Origin of the sequence: Bradyrhizobium sp. (genome assembly GCF_030654605.1) — a bacterium.
Classification (GTDB): Bacteria; Pseudomonadota; Alphaproteobacteria; order Rhizobiales; family Xanthobacteraceae; genus Bradyrhizobium.
Genome location: NZ_JAURXB010000072.1, coordinates 114413 through 136491, shown reverse-complemented (window position 1 = coordinate 136491; position 22079 = coordinate 114413). Strand labels below are relative to the sequence as shown.

At 63.8% G+C, this 22079-nt stretch carries 17 protein-coding genes and 1 pseudogene; 10 read left to right on the top strand and 8 right to left on the bottom strand.

Annotated features, from left to right (window positions below; all coding sequences use genetic code 11):
• The first annotated feature begins 124 nt into the window (after nucleotides 1-124).
• On the top strand, nucleotides 125-790 hold the full coding sequence (locus tag Q7U29_RS07565; protein ID WP_304740041.1) for a hypothetical protein: 666 nt from the start codon (nucleotides 125-127) through the stop codon (nucleotides 788-790).
• Nucleotides 791-1021: 231 nt separating this feature from the next.
• Here Q7U29_RS07565 and Q7U29_RS07560 read toward each other — a convergent pair whose 3' ends face one another.
• Nucleotides 1022-1249 carry a cysteine rich repeat-containing protein gene (locus Q7U29_RS07560; RefSeq protein WP_304740039.1) on the bottom strand — a complete coding sequence of 76 codons (228 nt, stop codon included), beginning with the start codon at nucleotides 1247-1249 and terminating at the stop codon, nucleotides 1022-1024.
• Between the two features lie 283 nt (nucleotides 1250-1532).
• Between Q7U29_RS07560 and Q7U29_RS07555 the strand changes: the two genes are divergently transcribed.
• Nucleotides 1533-1832 (top strand): hypothetical protein, encoded by a 300-nt coding sequence (locus Q7U29_RS07555; RefSeq protein WP_304740037.1) that lies wholly within the window; start codon nucleotides 1533-1535, stop codon nucleotides 1830-1832.
• Nucleotides 1833-1843: 11 nt separating this feature from the next.
• Here the strand turns inward: Q7U29_RS07555 and Q7U29_RS07550 are convergent, their stop codons facing one another.
• Together Q7U29_RS07550 and Q7U29_RS07545 are read right to left on the bottom strand one after the other, a co-directional pair.
• A complete protein-coding gene (locus Q7U29_RS07550) occupies nucleotides 1844-3787 on the bottom strand; it encodes an ATP-binding protein (RefSeq protein ID WP_304740035.1) in 1944 nt (647 codons plus the stop codon).
• Complete coding sequence (locus tag Q7U29_RS07545) at nucleotides 3784-4461, bottom strand: response regulator (protein WP_370691710.1); 678 nt, start codon at nucleotides 4459-4461, stop codon at nucleotides 3784-3786. Before Q7U29_RS07545 ends, Q7U29_RS07550 begins: the two co-directional genes overlap by 4 nt.
• Before the next feature lie 190 nt (nucleotides 4462-4651).
• Here Q7U29_RS07545 and Q7U29_RS07540 point away from each other — a divergent pair, with 190 nt between their 5' ends.
• From Q7U29_RS07540 to Q7U29_RS07515, 6 genes are all read left to right on the top strand, one after another.
• Nucleotides 4652-5248, top strand: a complete 597-nt coding sequence (locus Q7U29_RS07540; RefSeq protein ID WP_304740033.1) for a hypothetical protein — start codon at nucleotides 4652-4654, stop codon at nucleotides 5246-5248.
• Between the two features lie 384 nt (nucleotides 5249-5632).
• On the top strand, nucleotides 5633-6445 hold the full coding sequence (locus tag Q7U29_RS07535; RefSeq protein ID WP_304740031.1) for a formate/nitrite transporter family protein: 813 nt from the start codon (nucleotides 5633-5635) through the stop codon (nucleotides 6443-6445).
• A gap of 154 nt (nucleotides 6446-6599) precedes the next feature.
• Nucleotides 6600-8336: a bifunctional protein-serine/threonine kinase/phosphatase gene (locus Q7U29_RS07530; protein ID WP_304740029.1), complete on the top strand. Its 1737-nt coding sequence runs from the start codon at nucleotides 6600-6602 to the stop codon at nucleotides 8334-8336.
• Between the two features lie 251 nt (nucleotides 8337-8587).
• The gene (locus Q7U29_RS07525) at nucleotides 8588-11053 is read left to right on the top strand and encodes a PAS domain S-box protein (protein ID WP_304740028.1); all 2466 of its coding nucleotides are present in this window, start codon (nucleotides 8588-8590) and stop codon (nucleotides 11051-11053) included.
• Nucleotides 11054-11058: 5 nt separating this feature from the next.
• Nucleotides 11059-11436 (top strand): response regulator, encoded by a 378-nt coding sequence (locus tag Q7U29_RS07520; RefSeq protein WP_304740026.1) that lies wholly within the window; start codon nucleotides 11059-11061, stop codon nucleotides 11434-11436.
• A complete protein-coding gene (locus Q7U29_RS07515) occupies nucleotides 11433-13463 on the top strand; it encodes a response regulator (RefSeq protein WP_304740024.1) in 2031 nt (676 codons plus the stop codon). The genes Q7U29_RS07520 and Q7U29_RS07515 overlap by 4 nt, the downstream gene beginning before the upstream one ends.
• A 228-nt stretch (nucleotides 13464-13691) precedes the next feature.
• On the opposite strand, the gene murC is transcribed toward Q7U29_RS07515, so the two are convergent.
• The 4 genes from murC to Q7U29_RS07495 form a co-directional block, all read right to left on the bottom strand.
• The gene (gene murC, locus Q7U29_RS07510) at nucleotides 13692-15107 is read right to left on the bottom strand and encodes a UDP-N-acetylmuramate--L-alanine ligase (RefSeq protein ID WP_304740023.1); all 1416 of its coding nucleotides are present in this window, start codon (nucleotides 15105-15107) and stop codon (nucleotides 13692-13694) included.
• Nucleotides 15108-15155: 48 nt separating this feature from the next.
• Entirely contained in the window at nucleotides 15156-15941 is a 786-nt protein-coding gene (locus Q7U29_RS07505) for a 2-keto-4-pentenoate hydratase (protein ID WP_304740021.1), read from the bottom strand.
• Between the two features lie 157 nt (nucleotides 15942-16098).
• On the bottom strand, nucleotides 16099-17391 hold the full coding sequence (locus Q7U29_RS07500; RefSeq protein ID WP_304740019.1) for a PepSY domain-containing protein: 1293 nt from the start codon (nucleotides 17389-17391) through the stop codon (nucleotides 16099-16101).
• A gap of 36 nt (nucleotides 17392-17427) precedes the next feature.
• Entirely contained in the window at nucleotides 17428-19725 is a 2298-nt protein-coding gene (locus Q7U29_RS07495; RefSeq protein ID WP_304740017.1) for a TonB-dependent siderophore receptor, read from the bottom strand.
• A gap of 260 nt (nucleotides 19726-19985) precedes the next feature.
• Between Q7U29_RS07495 and Q7U29_RS07490 the strand changes: the two are divergent.
• Nucleotides 19986-20129: pseudogene (locus tag Q7U29_RS07490) on the top strand (phosphonate ABC transporter ATP-binding protein); the annotation flags it as partial.
• An 85-nt stretch (nucleotides 20130-20214) separates the two neighbouring features.
• Here the strand turns inward: Q7U29_RS07490 and Q7U29_RS07485 are convergent.
• Nucleotides 20215-21228 carry a 1-aminocyclopropane-1-carboxylate deaminase gene (locus Q7U29_RS07485; protein WP_304740015.1) on the bottom strand — a complete coding sequence of 338 codons (1014 nt, stop codon included), beginning with the start codon at nucleotides 21226-21228 and terminating at the stop codon, nucleotides 20215-20217.
• A gap of 162 nt (nucleotides 21229-21390) precedes the next feature.
• Between Q7U29_RS07485 and Q7U29_RS07480 the strand changes: the two genes are divergently transcribed.
• A complete protein-coding gene (locus tag Q7U29_RS07480) occupies nucleotides 21391-21855 on the top strand; it encodes an Lrp/AsnC family transcriptional regulator (protein WP_304740013.1) in 465 nt (154 codons plus the stop codon).
• Nucleotides 21856-22079: the final 224 nt, after the last annotated feature.

The following is a 22079-nucleotide window of genomic DNA, read 5'->3' as shown; positions in this document are numbered from 1 at the left end:
AACCATTTTGGCGACGATTCTGCCCGAATTGGGCCCTGCCGCGGCGCCTTCATGGTTAGGCCTTAATTAATTCCCAGTTATCGCTAGAAGTGATCAGGGTCGCCTTGAGGAAACGGAGAGCTGCTTGACGCGGGTAACGACGATCATTGCGCTGACCTGTTTCCTCGTGTTCGGCGCCACCGCTGCCAGCATTCTCGGCCGCGACAGCATTCCCGGGCGCGACAGCGTTCCGGGCGCCCGGCTGGAAATGGCCGCCGCGTCGCTTTCCCAAAGCCCTGTCTCCAACAAGGCGGCCAAGCAGGACAAGCTGACGGTTGCCGCCACCTTCGCGCTGGCCTCGTTCGGACCGCCGCAGGACGCCCCCCTGAGCGAACCGCTGCGCCAGGCCTTTGCCGCCGCCGGCCCCGCCGACCTCGTGCCGCCGCCGGTCGCCGCTCCGCAGGCGCCGCAGAAGCCGAAGGTCGTCGCCAAGCCGCAGGCCCCGGTTCAAAAGCCCTACGCGCTGCTCAGCGACGCGCAGATCGCCGGCATCAAGGAACGCCTCCAGCTTTCTTCCTCACAGCAATCCTACTGGCCGGCGGTGGAAACCGCGTTGCGCGGCATCGCCCGCAAGATCCACGCAAGCCGCAAGTCCGATCCCGGCGCGCTGATCGATCCCGATGCCGAAGAAGTCCAGCAGCTGAAGTCGGCGGCGATGCCGCTGTTGTTCCAGCTGCGCGAAGACCAGAAGCGCGAAGTGCGCACGCTCGCCCGCATCATCGGTCTGGAAAAAGTCGCCTCGATGATTTGAGGCGGCGTTCGCCCGCAATCTGGCGGTTTGCCAAACAGCACAAGCTGTCGTCACCCGCCACCGGGTCGGCGCTTTCGCGCCGCCCGATGACAGGCTCCAGCGGGTGACCCAGTATTCCAGAGACGCCAGCGATAAGCCGATAAGCCGCGGCGTACTGGGTCGCCCGGTCAAGGCCGGGCGATGACAGCGGAGTTCAATCTCTTCCTCCGCGCGAAGTGACGGATGCGTCCCTCAACCGCCGCGCGATTCCACCACCTTGCGGCAGGAATCCGACAGCCTGGTCTTGTTCTCCTTCAGGCAGGCGTTCATCTGCGGCGGCTTGCCGATATGCTCGGCGCAGAATTTTCCCGCATCGGAACGGCAGGCCATCTGCTCCTGCGGGCTCGGTCCGGATTGCGCGCCCGCGGATGCGCCGCCGGCCATCAGCAGGACGAGTGAGACAAACACCGACTTGTTCATGGATCACCTCTGGACAATTTGACGGGTTGGATTTGCAAGTGGCGGGAACATCCCCGCCGCGTTGACCGCGGTCCATGCCATGTTCATGGCATCAGGCGATCCGCCTGATGTCGTCTTTGGCGAAGGGCTGGCGCGATGAATAGGGGCTGAATGGTCGCGCCGGCCATCACCCCATCTTCATGGGATGTTTTCGCGCGCGGCGATGGTTCACCAACATCCCACGTCAGCGGCGATGACCGTCCGGTCGTTCGCCTGGGCTGCACGACCAATCGGGAGAGATGAGATGTTGAAGAAGGCAGGATGGCTGGGCGCCGGTTTGACCTTGACGGCGCTTGCGACACTGACGTCGATTTCACTGGGTGCCGCCACCGCTGAAGCCGCGGTGGTCTATTGCAAGACCGTCGGCGTGCCGAAGGGCTGCGTGGTTCGGCCGACCGCTGCGGTGGTTGCAGCGCCGGTGGTCGCGGCGCCCGTGGCTGCCGCCGCGGTGGCGACGCCGGGGGTTGGCGCGCCGGGTGTCGGCGTCCGCGCCGGCACACCGATGAATCGCGGCGGCCCGGTCAACCGCGTCGGCCGCCGCTGAACCACCAGCGCTCAACCGGCAGCGGCATCGCTGTCGGGAAAGCGGCGGGGCAATGTCAGCCTGACGCGGGTGCCGCCGGCGTCCGAGGTCAGCTCCAGCTCCGCGCCGCAGCGTGCGGCGCGGCTTCGCATGTTGCGCAAGCCGCGCGCCGCATGTTGCCCGGCGGCGGCTTCGCCATTTGGACCAGGTTCGAAACCCTTGCCGTCGTCCTCGATGGTGATGCGGCCACGCGCGATGCCTTCATCGACTCCCTGGGCATCACTTGATGTCTCGATGCTCACGGTGATGCGCCGCGCCCCGGCGTGCTTGACGGCGTTGGTCACGGCCTCGTCGAGCAGCCGCACGATCTGGATGACGTGCCAGGGCCTGAGTTCGGGATGGACCGGCAGACCCTGCGGGCCGACCGCCCGCCAAACCAGCGCGATGTCATGCGGCCGCAGCTGCGCGGTGACCCGCTCGCGCCACGAGCCCAGCGCCAGCATCAGGTCGCCGCCGATATCGTCCATGGAATCGATGACGAGACGAAGATCCTTCAGCGCCGCCCGGGCCGCGTCGCCGATGCCGGCACCGGCATTGCCGCGCTCGCTGAGCGCGACGATGCTGACGAGCTGACCGCCGAGGCCGTCATGCAGGTCGCGCATCAGCCGGGTTCGCTCGCGAGCCAGCGCCGCCGCGCGGGCGCGTTCTTCCTCTCTGACGAAACTGGCCTTCAGCTTTTCCTCGGCCTCGCGCACCAGAGTGACCATGCTGGCGGCAAAACCGTCGACCTGGTTGAGCGCGCGGGCGAAGCGCCAGGTCAGCGCGGCGCCGATCGCCACCAGCATGGCCGAATAGGACAGCCGCGCGAGCAGGATGCGCCGGTTGGGCACGAGTTGAAACACCGAGAGCAGGTCGAGCGCCCAACAGGTCAGCACGATCGTCAGCGCGCAGCCCAGCATGACGCTGGCCGCATCCTGCCGCCGCCACACCGAGTGGCCGGCCACCACCGCCAGCGCGATCAGACACAAGCCTACCGCCGGCGCGCCGACCAGCAGAAAGGCTTTGCGGCTCAGCGTCGCATCGCCGACCATTGTCGCGGCCGCTACCACCAGGCCGGGCACGAAGATCACCCACCCGTAACGCGGCCACTTCCAGCCGAAGAACAACAATGCGAAGGTCAGCACGAACGCGCTTTCCAGGGGCGCGGCAGAGATCAGCATCGAGTTCAACCTGGAATATGCCGAGTCCTGCAGCGGCGTCTGGAAAAACGCCTGGGTCACGCCGATCGCCATCGCCGCGGCCAGCACGCCATAGGCCGGCTCGTGCCGGCGCATCGCCCACATGATGCCGAGGATCACCGCGAGGATCGCCTGCCACGCCGAAAATACCACCGGCAAGGTGACGAACAGCAGCGTCCGCGCGTTATAGCTCGGCCGCAGCATCTCGTCCGGACCGACAAAGAGGCGGTCGAGAAAGCCCGTGATCGGTCCCCATACGAACAGCCGGATCGAAAGATCGTTGGCGCCGTCGCGCAACAGCGACGCCGGGATCACCGCGATTTCAGGCGTATTGCGATCGGGACGGTTGGCGGCGGGGTTGCGCCGGCTGTCCAGGATCACGACGCCGTTGACCGCCACTTCGACGCCGTTGGTGAAGCGCGGCAACATGACCGACCACGCGCCTTGCGGTTCGCTGCCGGGCCGTGTGAAGCGGCCGTTGTAGAGCGGCGGATCGTTCATCGTATAGCGCGAAGCGGTGAAGTGCGGCAGCGTCACCGATTGTTCGACGCCGTTCTCGCGCAGGCTGAAATCGGTGACGAGATAGCGCGGGGAGGGCTCCGGCGGCGGGATACGCAGCACCACCAGACACAGCACGATGATGAACGGCTGGAGCAACAGATACTGCACCAGCAGCGTGGCCCGCTTCGGCCAGCGGCGGCGGCCGGAAGAGGCGGTCGTCGGCGCCGCGTCGCTCACAACCGGATCAGGCCCTGCTGCAGCGCCTCGAACACCGCCTCGCCCCGGGTATGAACTTCCAGCTTGCGGTAGATGTTCTTGATGTGGCCGGGAACGGTCTGGCGCGACAGCCCGAGATGGCCGGCGATCTCGGCATAGCTGAAACCCTTGGCGATGCCCCAGAGGATATCGATCTCGCGCGGCGTCAGCTTTGCCGTGTTGAGCGGCGGGCCGGGCGGCGGTTCGGCGGTGCTCTGGGTTCGGCGCACGATGAAGCGTGCGATCGACGCCGAGATCGGCGAATGTCCGGCCACCAGTTCGCGGACGGTGGCGGCGATGTCGGTCGGAAACGCATCCTTCAGGAGATAGCCGGTGGCGCCGACGGTGATGGCGGAGATCACGCTCTCCTCGTCGCCGAGAATCGAGATCACCATGATTTCGGTGTCGGGATAGCGCTGCCTGGTCTCGCGGATCAGCTCATTGCCGTGGCCGTCCGGCAGCTGCAGATCAGTCAACAGCACCTTTGGTCCGGATTGCGCCAGGCTGGCGCGGGCCTCGGCCAGGGTTGCTGCCGAGGTGACGTGGAATCCGGCCTTGGCCAGCGCGTCCTGCAGCCGCCACAAGGTCGGGGCGTCGTCCTCGACCAGCAAGATCGAGATCGGCTGCGCAGCGCCCTGATCGCTCAACACACTCATCCATTCTGTCCCGGCTGCCTTCCCGTGGCAGAGACAGTTTAGCCTCGGGAACCGGTTTGGCGACAGCCATGTTCATGGGGGCAACGGCCATGGAGGCTTCTTTGAATGCCCGCCGTTCAGGCGGGGTTCAGCACCGCGCCGCCGGAACATTCGGTACGACAGGCGCGTTTTCAGCCGAAGGAGTTTCGCCATGCGCGCTTCGACGGCCTATTTTGCAGGAGCCGGAACCGTGATCGTCGCGATCGTCGGCGGTATCGGCGGCGGACTGCTGTTTGCGGACATGGTCAGCCCGAAAGCTCCCAGGCAGGAGATGACCCGGCTGGAACAGCGGATGTCGTCGCAACCGATACAGGTGAAAGCCGAACCATCGGAACCCGCGCCGGCCGCGGCCTCTACGGCTTCCGCACCGCCTCCGGCGCAGACCGAAGCCAAAATCGCGCCGGCTGCTACGCCATCTGATACCATGGCGGCGACACAGCCCGCCGTTCCCGTTACCCAAACTCCAGCATCACCGCCGGCCGCACGGAAGCCCGCCGCCACGCCGTCCGAGGATGCGTTGGCCAAGGCCAAAGACGTCGATATCAAGCGCGCCGCGACCGAGAAACGCCGCACCGAGCGCCGTCAGCAATGGTCCGAGAAACGGCGCTATCAGCGGCGGGAGGACCCGGATCAAGAGTTGCGCGACGTCGAGGCCAAGGTGCGGGAAGAGACCGAAACCAGGCCGGTATTTGCCTCCGAACCGCTGCGCACCGAGATGCCGCGGATTCGTTTGTTCGATCTGGATTGAGTTGACCATCCCGGCATTCCGCCTGCCTGCTCGAGTTGCAAGCTTGCGCGACATCTGAGCAGTTGCCCAAATATACGGCAGCGCAATTGCCGGAAGCCGCGAATTATCAAGCCAAATCCCTCCATGGTTTCAGCACCATCTGCCAATCCCGAGGTTGGCATGTCGATTGCTCTGTCTTTCTCAGGTCAATGACGACTGCCGTCCACCGGATTTGCTGAAGCCGACGCAGGCTGAAGTGCAGGGGCAGCTCGAAGCGACCTTTCAAGAGGCAGCTTGGCGCAGTCGTCGCGACGTCACCCGCAAGGGATGGCGCGTGCATCCCTGTTTCCGATCGGACGCGGTCCCACGCGCTCATCCGCTTCAGTCACAACAGGAAAAAACCTAATGGCCTATCTCGCGCCTTCGGAATTCGTCACCAAGATGGTGGACGCCGGCGAAGCCAAGATCTTCATGTCCACCCGCGACACCATCATCCGGGCCTATATGGCCGGCGCGATCCTGGCTTTGGCCGCCGCCTTCGCGGTGACCGTCAACGTCTCGACCGGCGTACCGATCGTCGGTGCGGCGCTGTTTCCGGTCGGCTTCTGCATGCTCTATCTGTTCGGCTTCGATCTTCTGACCGGCGTATTCGTGCTGTGTCCGCTGGCGCTGATCGACAAGCGCCCCGGTGTCACCATCGGCGGGGTGCTGCGCAACTGGGGCCTGGTGTTCATCGGCAATTTCGCCGGCGCCTTCACCGTGGCCGTGATGATGGCGATCGTCTTCACCTTCGGCTTCACTTCGCCGCCCGACAAGGTCGGCCAGGTCATCGGCACCATCGGCGAAGGCCGCACCGTCGGCTATGCCGCGCATGGTGCGGGCGGCATGCTGACGCTGTTCATCCGCGGCATGCTCTGCAACTGGATGGTCTCGGCCGGCGTCGTCGGTGCGATGATTTCGACCACGGTCAGCGGCAAGGTGATCGCGATGTGGATGCCGATCATGCTGTTCTTCTTCATGACCTTCGAGCATTCCATCGTGAACATGTTCCTGTTCCCCTCGGGCCTGCTGCTGGGCGCCAAATTCTCGATCATGGATTACCTGATCTGGAACGAGATCCCGACCGTGATCGGCAACCTGGTCGGCGGCCTCTCCTTCACCGGACTGACGCTGTACGCCACCCACATCAAGACCGCGCCGAAGCGCGGGATCGCCTGATCGCGATTGAGACGCTTGCTACGACAAGACTGTCGTCGCCCGGCTTGACCGGGCGATCCAGTACGCCGAGGCTTCCCGGCATGATGGCTGGCGTCTCTGGAATACTGGGTCGCCCGGTCCACGCCGGGCGATGACAACGGAGTTGGCGTCAAAAATGTCGCGTGAACTGAAAATATCGGTCGGGCAGCATTCCGATAAGGGTCGCAAGGAGACCAATCAGGATTTCCATGGCGTCCTCGTTCCGGAAGAGCCGCTGCTGGGCCTGAAGGGCATCGCCATCGTGCTGGCCGACGGCATCTCTTCGAGCCCGGTCAGCCGGATCGCGGCCGAGTCGGCGGTCAAGGGGTTCCTCACCGACTATTACTGCACCTCGGAAGCCTGGTCGGTGAAGACCTCGGCGCAACGCGTGCTGGCGGCCACCAACTCCTGGCTGCACGCGCAGACGAGGCGCAGCCAGCACGCCTACGACATGGACAAGGGCTACGTCTGCACGCTGAGCGCCATGGTCATCAAGTCGACCACCGCGCATATCTTTCACATAGGCGACTCCAGGATCTATCGGGTTTCCGGCAACGCGCTGGAACAGCTGACCAACGATCACCGGGTCATCATATCATCGCAGCAGAGTTACCTCGGCCGCGCGCTCGGCGTGAATCCCCAGATCGAAATCGACTACCAGTCGCACCAGGTCGAGAAAGGCGATGTGTTCGTGCTCGCCACCGACGGCGTCTACGAGCATGTCCCCGCCCGCTTCATCGCGAGGGCGATCAGGGACGGCGCCGATGACCTCGACCAGGCGGCCAAGGCCATCGTCGAACAGGCCTGGGAGCAAGGCAGTCCGGACAATCTCACCGTCCAGATCGTCCGGATCGATGTCTCGCCCGCCGGCGAGGCCAGCGAGGTGTTCGGCCAACCCTCCGAACTGCCGCTGCCGCCGCTATTGGAAGCGCGGATGGCGTTCGACGGCTACCGCATCGTCAGGGAATTGCATGCCTCGAGCCGCAGCCACATCTATCTCGCGGTCGATGCCGATAACGACGAACTGGTCGCGCTGAAAATTCCGTCGATCGATTTGCGCGGCGACCCCGCCTACCTGAAGCGCTTCATGATGGAGGAGTGGGTCGCCCGCCGCATCAACAGCGCCCATGTGCTGAAGCCCTGCCTGCAGTCGCGCAAGCGCAATTACCTCTACGTCGTCACCGAGTTCATCGACGGCCAGACGCTGGCGCAATGGATGATCGACCATCCGAAGCCGGATCTGGAAACCATCCGCGGCATCGTCGAGCAGATCGCAAAAGGACTGCGCGCCTTCCACCGCAAGGAAATGCTGCATCAGGATCTGCGGCCGGACAATGTCATGATCGACCGGACCGGCACGGTGAAGATCATCGATTTCGGCTCAACCCGGGTCACCGGCGTGGTCGAGGCGTCGCCGCCGGCCGGCCGCGACGATATTCTCGGTACCTTCCAGTACACCGCGCCGGAATATTTCATCGGCGAGAACGTCTCGTCGCGCTCCGACATCTTCTCGCTCGGCGTCATCACCTACCAGATGCTGACGGGCCGGCTGCCCTATGGCGCGAAGATGGCGCGGACCCGGACCAAATCGCAGCAGCGCAAACTGAAATACCGTTCGGCGCTCGACGACAACAGCGAGATTCCGGCGTGGATCGACGGCGTGCTGAAGAAGGCGGTGCATCCCGACCCTTACAAGCGCTACGAGGCGCTGTCCGAATTCCTCCATGACCTGCGTTATCCCAATGCGGAGTTCGTCAATGCCGCGACGGCGCCCCTGATCGAGCGCAATCCGCTGTTGTTCTGGAAGGGGCTGTCGGCGGTGCTGCTGCTGGTCGTGGTGGCCCTGCTGGCGATGCTGCACGGCGGGGGGTAGCTGCGAAGGGCTCGCGGGTGTCACCGCCGTAGCGCTATTCTCCGAGGAGGGCGAATCGCCGCGCTCTTCTCCGAGCTGCTCAGCGTGGTTAAGAAAGAGTAGCAGGGCATCCACCCCGTCAATTGGCGACCGCGAGTTGCCTGGGCACGACGGCGTGCATTGACGGATATCGGCGTTGGCGATCCCGCTTCCATCCGGCGTTCGACCGGACTATGCTCGCGGCTGCGCCGCTGAACCCCCGGCCATTTCGAATGCCTGACTTCAAAGAGCTGGATTTGCATGTGCAGGCGCGCGCGAGCGACGCCGGTTTCCTCAATCTCTTTGAGCAGGCGGATGTTGGCGTCCTGCTGGCCGGTTCCGGGGTCCACTTTATCGATGCCAATCCGGCGGCCTGCCGGATGCTCGGCTATTCCCGCGATGAGCTGAGCGGGCTGGATCTTTCGGATATCGTGGTGCAGGCCGCGGCGCGGGACATTGCGCCCGCGCTGACCGCGACCGGCAGCGCCACGCATTGCCAGGAGCAACGGTTTCGCCGCAAGGACGGTTCGGTGTTCGCCGTGGATGTCACGTCGATCGGCTTGGCCGATGGCGCCAGGTTGAGCATCTTCGGCGAGATCGGCCGGGTCCAGACGTCCCGCGAGCTTCTCGCTGCCATCGTCGACTCATCCTCCGACGCGATTATCGGCAACGACCTGGACGGGATCGTGACCAGCTGGAATGACGGGGCGGAGAATATCTTCGGTTTTCGCGCCGACGAGATCGTGGGAACGCCGATTGACCGGCTGACCCCGGACGACAGGATGGGCGACGAGGACATCATCCTGGACAAGCTGCGGCGCGGTGAACGCGTCGATCATCTCGAAACGGTTCGCCGGACGAAGCAAGGCAGGCTCGTCGATGTTTCGATCGCCGTCTCTCCGATCCGGGACGCACGCGGGCGAATCGCCGGCGCATCGAAAATCGTCCGCGACATGACGGCGCTCACCAAGCGGACGCGGGATGTCGAACGAATCTCCCGGCTCTATGCTTCGCTCAGCGAGATCAACCAGGCCATCGTATTGACGCCGAGCCGCGAAGTACTGTTCACCCGGGTCTGCGAAGCGCTGGTCGACAGAGGCGCTTTTTCCGTGGCGTGGGTCTCCTGGTTCGATCCGCAGACCGCCAGGCTGGTTCCGGTGGCCGTGGCCGGCGATCACAGCGGCTATGTTCAGTCCATTCAAATCTATGGGGCGGATCACCACGCGGAGGGCCGCGGCCCGTCGGGAAAAGCCTTTCGCGATGGCAAACCGCATGTCAGTGAGGATTTTGCAGCCGATCCGGATATGCGGCCGTGGCTGGCCGAGGCCACGCGGCGCGGATTTCGGTCGGCGGCCGCGCTTCCGATCCGGCTGGCGGGCAAGGTCTCCGGCGTGCTGGCGGTCAATGCGGACGAGAAGGATTTCTTTCAGGACGCGGAAATGGCGCTGCTCGGGCAGGCCGCGAGCGATATCTCGTTCGGACTGGACAGTGCCGCACGCGAGGAAGAGCGCCGCCAGGCCGAGGTCGTCGCCATGGCCGAGCGCGCGTTCTCCGACACGATCATCGAGAGCATGGCCGGCGTGCTCTATCTGTACGACGAGCACGGCCAGTTCCTGCGGTGGAATCGCGACTTCGAGAAGGTTACCGGCTATGCTGCCCACGAAATCGTGCATATGCGGCCCGCTGAATTCTTTTCCGAACGCGACAGGCCGCTCCTGACGGTAAAGATCGAGGAAGTTTTCGAGAAGGGGGAATCGTCTGTCGAGGCGCCGTTGCGGGCAAAGGACGGCACCACGACGCCGTATTTTCTGACCGGCCGCCGCATCGTCTTCGGCGGCAGGACCTGCCTGGTCGGCGTCGGCATCGATATTTCCGAGCGCAGGCGGGCGGAAGAGGCCTTGCGCGAACTGAACGAAGGCCTCGAACGAAAAGTCACCGAGCGGACCGTCGATCTGCAAACCGCGCTGGCGAGGGCCAGGGCGGCGGATCAGACCAAGTCGGCCTTTTTGGCGACGATGTCGCATGAATTGCGGACCCCGCTCAATTCCATCATCGGCTTTTCGGGGATCGTGCTGCAGGGGCTGGCCGGAGAGTTGAACCCCGAACAGAAAAAGCAGATTGGCATGGTGCGCGGCAGCGCCCGTCATCTGCTCGCCCTGATCAATGATGTTCTGGATATCTCAAAGATCGAGGCGGGGGAACTGGAGGTCAGTTTCAAGGCGTTCGATATCGCGGCTTCGATCGAACGCATGGTTGCATCGATCATGCCGATGGCGGAGAAGAAGGGGCTGGCGCTGTCGGCCGACCTCAGGGGTCTGCCCCGGGAATTCATCAGCGATCAGCGGCGCGTCGAGCAGATGCTGCTGAATCTCCTGAGCAATGCGGTCAAATTTACCGAACAGGGAAGCGTGAAACTGTCCGCCACGATCGCTTCCGGGATGGCCGGCCAGGATGGCCCGGCCTTGCTTGTCCGGGTCGCGGACACCGGCATCGGAATTCAGGCCGAACATCTTCCGAAGTTATTTCAGGCCTTCCGGCAGATCGATACCGGGATTTCCCGGCAGCACGAGGGCACTGGCCTCGGGCTGGCGATCTCGCGCCGGCTGGCCGAGCGCCTCGGCGGAGGCATTCAGGTGGAGAGCGAATTCGGACGCGGTAGCGTCTTTACGCTCGTTCTGCCTTTCAAGGGGGGCGTTTGACCGCAATGAACAACAAGATCCTCCTGATAGAGGATAACGAGCAGAACCGTTACCTCGCCACGTTCCTGCTGGAGAAGAACGGGTATTCGGTCGTGCCCGCATCCGATGGCGCGGCCGGCATTGAGCTCGGGTCGAGCTTCCAGCCGAAGGGCATTCTCCTGGATATCCAGCTGCCCGGGCTCGATGGCTATGAAGTGGCGCGAGCGCTTCGGCGCAACGCCTCCCTGAACGACGTGCCGATCATCGCGGTGACATCCTACGCGATGGCGGGAGACCGTGAAAAGGCGATGGCCGCGGGCTGCGACGGTTACATTGAAAAGCCGATCGATCCCGAGACGTTCGTCAGCGAGATCGAGAAGTTCTTCCGGCGGGGGCCGTCATGACGGGCATGCCGCGGGTGCTGATTGTCGATGATAGCGAGGACAATCTGTATTATTTGCGGACGCTGCTTGGCGCGTACGGCTACGAAGTGGAGTCCGCGGTGCATGGCGCGGAAGCCCTGGAAAAAGCCCGTCATTCGCCGCCGGGCCTGGTCATCTCCGACCTGTTGATGCCGGTGATGGACGGCTACACCCTGCTGCGGCACTGGCGACAGGACGACAATCTCAAGGATGTTCCGTTCGTCGTCTACACCGCGACATACACTTCGCCCGAGGATGAAACGCTGGCCGTCAATCTCGGCGCGGACGCCTTCATCGTCAAGCCGAAGGAGCCCGACGAATTCATGGCGGCGATTGGCCATGTGCTTTCCAGGGTAACCGGCGCCGGCGCCAGATCGGTGCATATGCCTGAAGCCAGCGATCAGGACATCGTCAAGCAATACAGCGCGGCGCTGGTGCGGAAACTCGAGGACAAGACCATCCAGCTCGAAACCGCGAACCGTGCGCTGCAGCAGGAGATCGCGGATCGCAAGCTGGCCGACATGCGGCTCGAGACCCTGATCGAACAGGCCAATATCGGCATCCTGGTGCATCGAAACTTCAAGCCGATCCTGGCCAATGGCGAGATGGCGCGGATTTTCGGCTACGCCAGCAAGGACGAAATCCAGAATATGCCCGACTGCAAGCTGCTCGTCGCCGACGGCGAATGGCAGCGGATCGAGGCCTGCAACAGGGAGCGCCTGGAAGGCGGCGATGTCCCCGCCTTCTATGACCTCAAGGGCAAGAGAAAGGACGGCACCCTCATCGACCTCGAGAACCGGGCGTTCGCCATTCAGTGGGACGATCATCTGGCCGTTTGCTCGATGCTGACGGACGTGACCCAGCAGCGAAAGGTCGAAGCCCAGTTGCGGCAGTCGTTGCGGCTGGAAGCCGTGGGCCAGATGACGGGCGGCATCGCGCACGACTTCAACAATCTTCTCACCATCATCATCGGCAACGCCGAACTGATCGAGGAAAGCAGCGACCCGTCGCTGCGGGCGCTGGCCGAAGTGGCGCGCAAGGCGGCCGAGCGCGGCGCCGAGCTGACCGGCAGGCTGCTCGCCTTTTCCCGCCAGCAGCCGCTGGATCCGAAGGCGACCGATATCAACCTGCTGATCACGAAGATGGACGGGCTGATCCGGCGCGCCATCGGCGGACAGCTCGAGATCAGGACCGTGCTGCCGGCCAATCTGTGGCATGTCTTCGTCGACCCGGCGCAGCTCGAAAATGCGCTGCTCAACCTTGCGATCAACGCCCGCGATGCGATGCCGGATGGCGGCCGCCTCACGATCGAGACCAGCAACATCCGCATGGATGAGGCCGCCGTCGCGGACCGTGGCCTTGCGCCGGGAGATTACTTGCTGGTCACGGTATCCGATACCGGCACCGGAATGGACAAGGATACGCTGGCCCGCGCCTTCGAGCCGTTCTTCACCACCAAGGAGGTCGGCAAGGGCAGCGGTCTCGGCCTCAGCATGGTCTACGGCTTCGTCGCGCAGTCGCGCGGCCACGTCCGGATCCATTCCGCGCCCGGTCAGGGAACCAGCGTCAGGATTTATCTTCCAAGGGCGGCCGAAGGCATTGCGCTGGCGACGCGTGAAATCCGCGACGGATCGCTGCCGCGCGGCAGCGAGAAGATCCTGCTGGTCGATGACGATGCGATGGTGCGGGAAATGGTGGTGATGCAGCTGCAGAATCTGGGGTACCGCGTCGCCAGCGCGGTCAACGGCTCGCAGGCGCTCGACCTGCTCGAGCGCGAGGGCGGGTTCGATCTGCTGTTCACCGACGTCGTCATGCCCGGTGGATTGAACGGCCGCCAGCTCGCCGACGAGGCCCGCAAGCTCAGCCCCGGCCTGCGCGTGATCCTTTCGTCGGGCTACGCGGACCCCGCCGTCCCCCATCAGGGCCCCCTCGATCAGGGTGTCCATCTGCTGAACAAGCCGTACCGCAGGAGCGACCTCGCAAAGAAGGTCAGGGAGGCGCTGGCGTAGCGGCAGCGCAGCACGGTGAGATCGCTTGGGCGACCTCCCTCCACGCGCCCTTGCGCGTGGCGGGGAGGGGTCGGGGGTGGGGGGGTCGGCGCATTCGACTGGCAGCGAATTTGCGGAGGCGCCCCCCACCCCCGACCCCGAGAGCGAGCTTCGCTCGCCTCGGACCCCACCGCTTCGCGGGAGGAGGGGAGAAGAAAGTGCGCTGGCTCGGATGAGCTGGAAAGTGTTCTAGCGAGGGTATTTCATCTCGACCAGCTCCGGAATTTTCCGGATCAGTCCGCCAAGCTCGCCGGATGTCAGCAGCAGAACGACATCATCCGGGCGCAGGACATCGCTCAATGTCTGCAATGCCTGTTCCGGGTCGGTGATCGCCTCGGCATCGTAGCCCGCCGCCCTGGTGCGGGCGACGATTTCGTCATGGCTCAATTGGGCATGGGAGCCGGCGCCCTGGGAGGCCGGTTCGAAGATGAAGATCCTGGACGCGCCTTCGAATACGTCATCATAGGCTGATATCGCCGACCTGTTTCGCCAGGTGAATGTATGCGGCTCGAAAACCACGATGAGGCGCCGGTCGGGAAAATGCAGTTTGGTGGCGACGATGGCGCTCCTGGCTTTTTCATATGACGATCCGAAGCCTTCGTAGACGGGCACGCTCGATGAGGGCGAGAGCAGTTCCATGCGGCGCTTCACGCCCTGGAATGTGCTGATGCCGGCATTCAACTCCTTCGGGAAAACGAGCTTCTTCTCCAGCAGCATCGCGCTGACGCCGACGATGTTCTCGATGTTGTGGTCGCCGAGCATGGTGGTCGTCAGGCGGACGATCCGCTCGAAGCCCCGCATCAGGTCGAAACCCGTTTCCGCGCCGCGTTCGATGTGTTCGGCATGCCAATGCGCCCTGTCGTCCAGTCCGTAGAACACGATGGGGCAGGCGAGACCCGCGGCGAGGCTGCATGCGTGCGTCTCCCCGCTGTTGACGACCAGAAGCCCGTCGGCCGGCAAGGAGCCGAGCAGGGTGCGAAACGGGGCGAGATAGTCCGCATGCGTCGGGAAGACATTGATGTGGTCGTGGGTTGCCGAGGTGAGCAGGACGTTCCTTGCGTTGTAGAGCAGGAATTTCGAACGGTTGTCCCAGTTCGACGCCGGATACTCGTCGCCTTCGAGCACGAATGTCTCGCCCTGGCCGCGATGGGCGTGGGTATCGAACCCGTTGGTGATCTCGCCGATGAAGTAGCTGGGGTCCCTGTCCGCGACCCGCAGGCACCACGCCAGCAGGGCGGTGCAGGTCGACTTGCCGTAGCTGCCCGCCGCAACGATGGTCGCTGAATTGGCGGTCATGTCGTGCAGCAGATCCGCAAACGACCGGACCGGCTTGCCCGAATCCATCGCGGCGCGGACTTCTTCATTGTTCTCGGGGGTCAATTTTGCGTTCTTGCCGATCACGATGATTTCGGCGTCATCGGGAATATTCTCTTTGTGGTACCCTTCGGCGAACGGGATCTTCTCGCTCTTCAGGTAATCGCTGACCGGCGGATAGAATCCCTCGTCGGACCCGGTAATCCGCACGCCCATCTGCCTGAGCAGCAGCGCCGTCGCGCTCATGCCTTTCCCGGCGATGCCAATGAAATGCGCTTTCGAAAAATTCATCGATCCCCCAGATGCGAGCCCGCCCTGCGATGCCGGCGCCCTGCCGCGTTACGCCACCTGCACCTCGACGGAGCCCAGCCCCTCGAGCTCGAACCGATAGCGCGCGGCGGCGTCCGGAAACACGGTTTTCATGACCGCGCCGGTCATCACCACCTCGCCGGCTTTCAGCCCCGCGCCCCGCGCCGCCAGTTGCGTGGCGAGCCACGCCACCGAATTGAAGGGATGGCCGAGGATGTCGCGGCCGTGGCCTTCGCCGATCGCGACCCTGTCCCTGCTGGCGCGGCCGGGCACATCGGCCAGATCGGGCCATGTGGCCGAAAATTCCGACAGCACGATGCCGGCGTTCCAGGAATTGTCCGCCACCAGCGACTTGACGTCGAGGCCGGCATAGTCGGCGCTGCGATCGTCGACGATTTCGATCGCGGCGCAGACGTCGCCGATATGCGGCGCGATCGTCTTGGCGGTGAACGGTGTGCCCGTGGCGGGCACGTCCGATTTGAGCCGAACCGCGACTTCGAATTCGAGGCCGAGCCGCCCGTAATCCGCGCGCCGGACGCTCGCTCCCGACTGCATGACGCGTTTGGCCAGCACGACGCCCGCGATCGGATGGTCGATCCCGCAGAATGTCTGCATCGCCGCTGACGTCAGCCCGACTTTGTAGCCGACGGGATCGCCGTGCTGCCCCCGCAGCAGCATGACGAACCTCTGCTGAATATCATAGGCGTCCGCGACGCTGGCGGGCCGGTCCGGTGGATCAAGTGACTTGAACTGCACATTGGCTTTGTGTGCTGCGAGCAGCGTTTCGGCTGCGCGCCGGGCGGCGAGTTCGTCCATCGGTTATCTCCCCCAGCAAATCTTGGCGTTCACTTGAGCGGGATGATACCGGAAATTGGCGCGGAAAACCCGTCTTCTCTCCCAATCTCCCCGGCATGCGCGGGGAGATCTGCTTCACGCAAGGTTCACGGTGCAGTTGCCGTCGAGATGCGGCGGCCTATTCGGCAGGCACCGAATGTGTGCCAACACGGGATGGCGCGGCTCTGGCTTTCGCCAGTTCGCGGGCGCGGCGCTTGCGTGACCAGATAACCACGCCGGTGACCGACAGCGCCGCGACCACCAATCCCATCAGCGAGATCAGGATGCGGCCGGGCAATCCGAGAATGCGGCCGGAATGCACGGGGAACTGGGCCTGTACGAAGATGTCCGCCGCCGTTCCGACCCATGGCAGCCGCTCGCCGAGCAGGCGTCCATCAAGCCCGTCATAGTACAGCCGCGATGGCCCGACGCCGCCGACGCCATGGTCGTCGTCCGGGTTGAAGAAGCGCGGACTGTAGATGCCGTATTGGGTCGAATAGGCGACCGCGCCGATCGGAGTGGTCCAGCCCCGCCGTCGTGCTTCGGCCTCGGCGCGTTCGATGATATCGGCGTAGGACAATTTCGGCACGATCGGCCGGTCGAGCGGCGCCGCGACGCGCTGCTCGAACGGGCTCGGCGTGTAGTTCGAGACGCTGCGCATGATCGGCGAGAACACCTCGAAATACAAGTTCAGCGAGAACGCCGTGAAAGCGATGATGAACAGCAGCGCCCAGGTCCACAGGCCGAAAGCGCGATGAATGTCGAAGTTGATGCGATAGGCGCTGCCTGATGTCTTGATCTTCCAAGCGGGCATCCAGCGCGCCATGAAGCCGCGATCGAGTTCACGCGCGACGGCAGCGGGGCGCGCGGCGCTGGCACGCCGTCGGGGCGGCAGGGTCAGATAGAAACCGATAAAGCAATCAATCGTCCAGATCACCGCGATGATGCCGAGCAGGCGGATGCCCCAGCGGTTGCTGCCCCAGAATTCCGGGATGTGCATGGTGTAATGCAGCCGGTACAGAAACGAGACAAGATTGGCCCTGGTGACGGGCCATGCCACGCCGACATGGCGCCGCCCCATTTCCTCTCCGGTATGCGGATCGAGAAAGATCTGGTTGTAGTCGAGCGCGAAGCGTTTGCCGGTTGCCGGATCGACGCGCGGCGCGACGAAGAACGACAGGCTTTCCTGCGGCTTGGGCGCCATCACCAGATAAGTGACCTGTGCGCGCGGATCCCGCTGCTCGATCAGTTTCGCCAGCTCCACCGACGGGCGCACCTGCCCCTCGGTGGCGACATCGAGGAACTGCCTGTTGAGCCAGTCGTCGATTTCGTGGTCCCATGAGATGATGGCCCCGGTGATGCCGGAGAAGAACAGGAACGCCGCCGTGACGAGTCCGAACCAGCGATGGAGGATCGTCGAAATCGTTCGCATCGCTGGCTCCTGTCGTTGCGGCGTCGGCGGGTCGCTTTATTTGGTGTAGATCGCCGGGCGAGCCGCATCGAGCGCGGGGTTGAGGTCCGCCGTGAGCGAGAACAGGAAGGTGCGCGGTGCGCCACGGCTCAGGAAGCCGCGCGCCGAAGACGCCCAGTAGTCGTCGCCCATCACGTTCTCGATGTTGAATCGCGCGACCATCGGCGTGCGATCGAACATGAAAGCGTAGCGCGCACCGAGGTCGAGGCGGGTCCATTCCGGAATCTGCTTGGTGTTGTCGGCCGTCACGAACTGCGACGACGTGTAGATGACCCGTCCGTTCAACGCAAAGCCGGGCACGTAGGGCACATCGGCGTCGAGGCCGAAGGTCAGCGAGACGTCCGGCGCACCGAACGCGGTCTTGCGGTCGTTGATCCCGCCGGCCGTCTTTTCCAGTTTGCCGTCGAGCAATGTGACGCCGCCGAGCGCGCGCAGGCCCGGCTTCAATTCGCCGAAGATGGTGTATTCGATGCCCCGGTTGCGTTGCTCGCCGGCGATATCGAAGCGCCGCGTCGTCGGATCGGTGATCCCCGTTGGTTGCGTGATGTCGAAGAAGGCCAGCGTCATGCCGATCGATCCGAAATCGTATTTCGCGCCGACTTCCTTGCTGACCGACATGATCGGCGCAAAGATCTGGCCGACATTGCTGCTGCCGACCGGAGCTACCGGGCCACGCGTGAAGGCCTCGATGTAATTGGCGTACAGCGACAGTTTCTCCAGCGGCTTGACCACGATGCCGGCCGAAGGCGTCACTTTCGATTTGTCGTAAGCGGCGGTCTGGACGCCCGCAAGCGAGAAGCCCTGGCCGGCGATCTCCTGGTGCCGGGCACCCACGGTCAGCTGAACGCGGTCGTTGAGCGCGTACATCGTGTCCGTGAGCGCAATGCCGCTCAGCTGCAGCGCCGAAGAGCTGCCGGTGTTGGGGCCCGTAAGCGCCGGCCTTGCCGGATTGTTGGTCCGGTAGATATTTCCGGTGAATCCGGCGGGCGAGAGCAGGGTCGGTATCTGCGATTTCTGGTCGAGATAGGTTCCGGCCACGACGACCTTGTGGGTGATCGGTCCGGTCGCGAATTTGGCGCGGACGCCGGCTTCGGTGGAGATCGTATGGCTGTTGACCAGGTAATAGGACGTCGTCGCGTTATAGGCTCCGGATGCATTCTGCACCGTCGGTGTAAACGTCAGGCCGTCGAACTTGTTGTCGGCTCCGCCGACCGCGCCGAAGATCGTGAGGTTGGGCGCGAGGTCGTATTCGGCGCGTCCGAGACCGTAGGTGTTGATATTGTCCACATAGGTCCAGGGCGGGGCGATGTTGGTATCGGCCTTCGGCGCCGCTGGCACCGGGCTTGCCGGCGCCACCATGACGAAGCTGGCCGTGCGGGTGTCGCGCTGGTTCTGGCGGCCGAAATCGGCGGTCGCGCGGAAACGGTCGCTGCGATAATCCGTTGAGACCGCGAACGCGCCGATGGTGTGGCCGTTGTCCTTCACGACGCTGTCGCCGCCCCTGTAGACGCCGTTGACGCGGACACCGAATTCCTTTTCCGGCCCGTAACGCCGGCTGTAGTCGATATGCGTTCCGCCCGTCGAGTTGGTCGCGTACGAGCCGGTGATGCTGGTGATCGGGAACTCGGCGGCGCGCTTCGGCACCACATTGATCGCGCCGGCGATATTGCCGGACAGCGAGACGCCGTTCAGGAACGCGTTCGGTCCCTTGAATATCTCGACGCGTTCGGCGAATTCGGCCGGGAAGGTGTTGTCGGGAATGATGCCGTAGAGCCCGTCATAGAGCACTTCGGCATTCAGGATATGAAAGCCGCGGATGACATACTGGTCGTAGTAGCTGCCGCGTGCCGAGTGGCTTCTGACCGACGGATCGGCCGCGATGATGTCGCTGAGCGACGCCGCCTGCGTGTTCTTGATGTGCTGCGAGGTGATGTTGGTGACGCTGAACGGCGTGTCGAACACGCTGCGATTGCCGAGCAGGCCGACGCGGCCGCCGGTAGCGACCTGGCCGCCGGCATAGGACGGCGGCGGCGCGCCGAGCTGCGCGGTCGAGTTGAAGCCGCCGGGCCGGTCGGCGACGGGGACTTGCGGCACGGCCGGCGCGGCGCGTCGCGCGGTCGCGCGCGGGGACGTCGTCGCAGCGCGCCGCGTCGTTGCCGCGCGTACAATCCTGTTCGGTGGGTCCACCGTGATCGCCGGGAGCGAGGACTGTGCCTGCACCCCCTGGATGGAATTGAGCGACAGCGCGAGGTAGCTGACGGCACCAAGGCACACTGCCTGCTTCAAGTTCTTCACGACGCAACACGCCCCCACATCGTCGCCCGCGGCGACGTTCGCATCGGGACTTACATGAGGTGTTCCGGCCCGCACAGCGAGCGGCGGCTAGAATAGTTCGAGATCAATGTGGATTCAGCACCGCCGTGGCTGCCCTGGTTGCGACAGCACTTTTCTGCAATTTTGTTTGTCGGCTCCACCCGATTGAGTTTAGAAGGCTTCTATCCGATCGGCCTTGGACCGCGTCTTGGACCGCGTCGCGGCGCGAGATCGGGGCCCGGTTGCGGGAGCACCGCCGGCACGCCGGCATGGTGTTCCAGCAGCATCATCTGATCGGCCGCCTGTCGGTGCTCGACCGCGTCGGTCTTGCGGATCGCGCGCTGCACCGCGCCGATCAGCTTTCCGGCGGGCAGCCGCAGCAAATCCTGGCGTTCACTTGGGGTGGACGATACCGGAATTGGCGCGGAAAACCTGTCTTCTCTCCCAATCTCCCCGGCATGCGCCGGCCGCTCAACCGTTGCGGAAGCTATAGGCGTAACCGTTGATCGCCGGTGCGCCACCAAGATGGGCGTAGAGGACCTTCGATCCCTCGGGAAAATAGCCCTTCTTCACGAGATCGATCATGCCCTGCATGGATTTACCTTCATAGACGGGATCGGTGATCATGCCTTCGAGGCGGGCGCACAGGCGGATAGCCTCCTTCGTTTCCTGCGACGGAACACCATAGGCGGGGTAGGCATAATCCTCGATCAGAACGACATCCTGTTCGACGATTTCCAGGCCGAGTTCGACGAGGTCGGCGGTGTTCCGCGCGATCTCGAGTACCTGCGCCCTGGTCTGCGCCGGAGTGAAAGACGCGTCGATGCCGATCACCTTGCGCGCGCGGCCGTCTTTGGCGAAGCCGACCAGCATGCCGGCATGGGTCGAACCGGTGACGGTGCAGACGACGATGTAGTCGAAGGCAAAACCGAGTTCCTTCTCCTGCGCGCGCACTTCTTCGGCAAAGCCGACATAGCCGAGGCCGCCATACTTGTGCACCGAGGCACCCGCCGGAATCGCATAGGGCTTGCCGCCCTTGGCCTTCACGTCCGCGATCGCCGCTTCCCAGCTTTCCCGGATGCCGATGTCGAACCCTTCGTCGACCATTTCGACATCGGCGCCCATGATCCGGCTCAGCAGGATATTGCCGACCCGATCGTAGACGGCATCCTCGTGTGGCACCCAGCTTTCCTGAACCAGCCGGCATTTCATGCCGATCTTCGCCGCGACGGCGGCAACCATGCGCGTGTGGTTCGACTGCACTCCGCCGATCGAGACCAGTGTGTCGGCGTTGGAGGCAATCGCATCGGGGATGATGTATTCGAGCTTGCGCAGCTTGTTGCCGCCGAAAGCCAGTCCCGAATTGCAGTCCTCGCGTTTCGCGTAGAGCTCGACCTTGCCGCCCAGATGGGCGCCGAGGCGCTCCAGCTTCTCGATATGGGTAGGTCCGAAAGTGAGGGGATAGCGTTCGAACTTCTCCAGCATGCAAGGTGCCCTTCTGCCTGTTGTTCCGGTGCGCCGGAAACTAACATTGTCGGCGAGAGAGGTGCTCCCGAAGTCATCCGGAATATTGCTCTACTCCAATGGTTTTGGTATAGAAAGGAAGAAATACTTCGAATTTATCATTGAATAATGGAAGAATATTCCGTGCACAGAAAGCTCGACCGGATCGACCTCAAGATGCTGCGTCTGCTTCAGGGCAATGGCCGGCTCTCCAACGCCGAACTGGCGCAACGGGTCGACGTCAGTCCGGCAACATGTCACCGCCGCACCCAGTCGCTGTTCGAGCAAGGCTGCATCAAGAACGTTCGCGCGATGATCGTGCCGCAAAAGGTCGACAGGGGCGCGCTGGTCATGGTCGGCGTCGTTCTCGATCGCTCGACACCGGAGAGTTTCGCGGCGTTCGAGAAGGCCGTCGCGAAACTGAAATTCGTCCTCGATTGTCACCTCGTCGCCGGCGATTTCGATTATTTCCTGAAGATCAGGGTCAAGGACATGGCGGACTTCAACCGGATTCATGGCGATCAGTTGATCGCACTACCCGGCGTTCGGCAGACCCGGACGTTCTTCGTCATGAAGGAAGTCGTCGACAACGCTCCGCTGGAATTTTGATCCGGCAGCGATCGGGTCGCGAAGGAGGCAAAGGTTCACGCCTGGGCGTGCCGCATGACGCGCGGCTTCATTCCGAGTGGCGGCAAGATAGACGCAATTCGAGCTGCTATACTCTTGCGGCTGGTGGAACCTAACATTGACGGCCGGAGCTTCGCGTCGGGTGCGCGCGGCTCGGCGATGCCAATCGGCGTTCGTGCTCGAACAGCGCAAGCAAGACTGGTGCC

Excerpts from the sequence above, each read along its gene's own strand:
- Q7U29_RS07520 (WP_304740026.1), top strand. The coding sequence starts at position 11,059 with ATGAACAACAAGATCCTCCTGATAGAGGATAACGAGCAGAACCGTTAC.
- Q7U29_RS07555 (WP_304740037.1), top strand. The coding sequence starts at position 1,533 with ATGTTGAAGAAGGCAGGATGGCTGGGCGCCGGTTTGACCTTGACGGCG.
- Q7U29_RS07485 (WP_304740015.1), bottom strand. The coding sequence starts at position 21,228 with ATGCTGGAGAAGTTCGAACGCTATCCCCTCACTTTCGGACCTACCCAT.
- Q7U29_RS07560 (WP_304740039.1), bottom strand. The coding sequence starts at position 1,249 with ATGAACAAGTCGGTGTTTGTCTCACTCGTCCTGCTGATGGCCGGCGGC.
- Q7U29_RS07525 (WP_304740028.1), top strand. The coding sequence starts at position 8,588 with ATGCCTGACTTCAAAGAGCTGGATTTGCATGTGCAGGCGCGCGCGAGC.
- Q7U29_RS07545 (WP_370691710.1), bottom strand. The coding sequence starts at position 4,461 with ATGAGTGTGTTGAGCGATCAGGGCGCTGCGCAGCCGATCTCGATCTTG.
- Q7U29_RS07540 (WP_304740033.1), top strand. The coding sequence starts at position 4,652 with ATGCGCGCTTCGACGGCCTATTTTGCAGGAGCCGGAACCGTGATCGTC.
- Q7U29_RS07505 (WP_304740021.1), bottom strand. The coding sequence starts at position 15,941 with ATGGACGAACTCGCCGCCCGGCGCGCAGCCGAAACGCTGCTCGCAGCA.
- Q7U29_RS07515 (WP_304740024.1), top strand. The coding sequence starts at position 11,433 with ATGACGGGCATGCCGCGGGTGCTGATTGTCGATGATAGCGAGGACAAT.
- Q7U29_RS07535 (WP_304740031.1), top strand. The coding sequence starts at position 5,633 with ATGGCCTATCTCGCGCCTTCGGAATTCGTCACCAAGATGGTGGACGCC.
- murC (WP_304740023.1), bottom strand. The coding sequence starts at position 15,107 with ATGAATTTTTCGAAAGCGCATTTCATTGGCATCGCCGGGAAAGGCATG.
- Q7U29_RS07500 (WP_304740019.1), bottom strand. The coding sequence starts at position 17,391 with ATGCGAACGATTTCGACGATCCTCCATCGCTGGTTCGGACTCGTCACG.
- Q7U29_RS07530 (WP_304740029.1), top strand. The coding sequence starts at position 6,600 with ATGTCGCGTGAACTGAAAATATCGGTCGGGCAGCATTCCGATAAGGGT.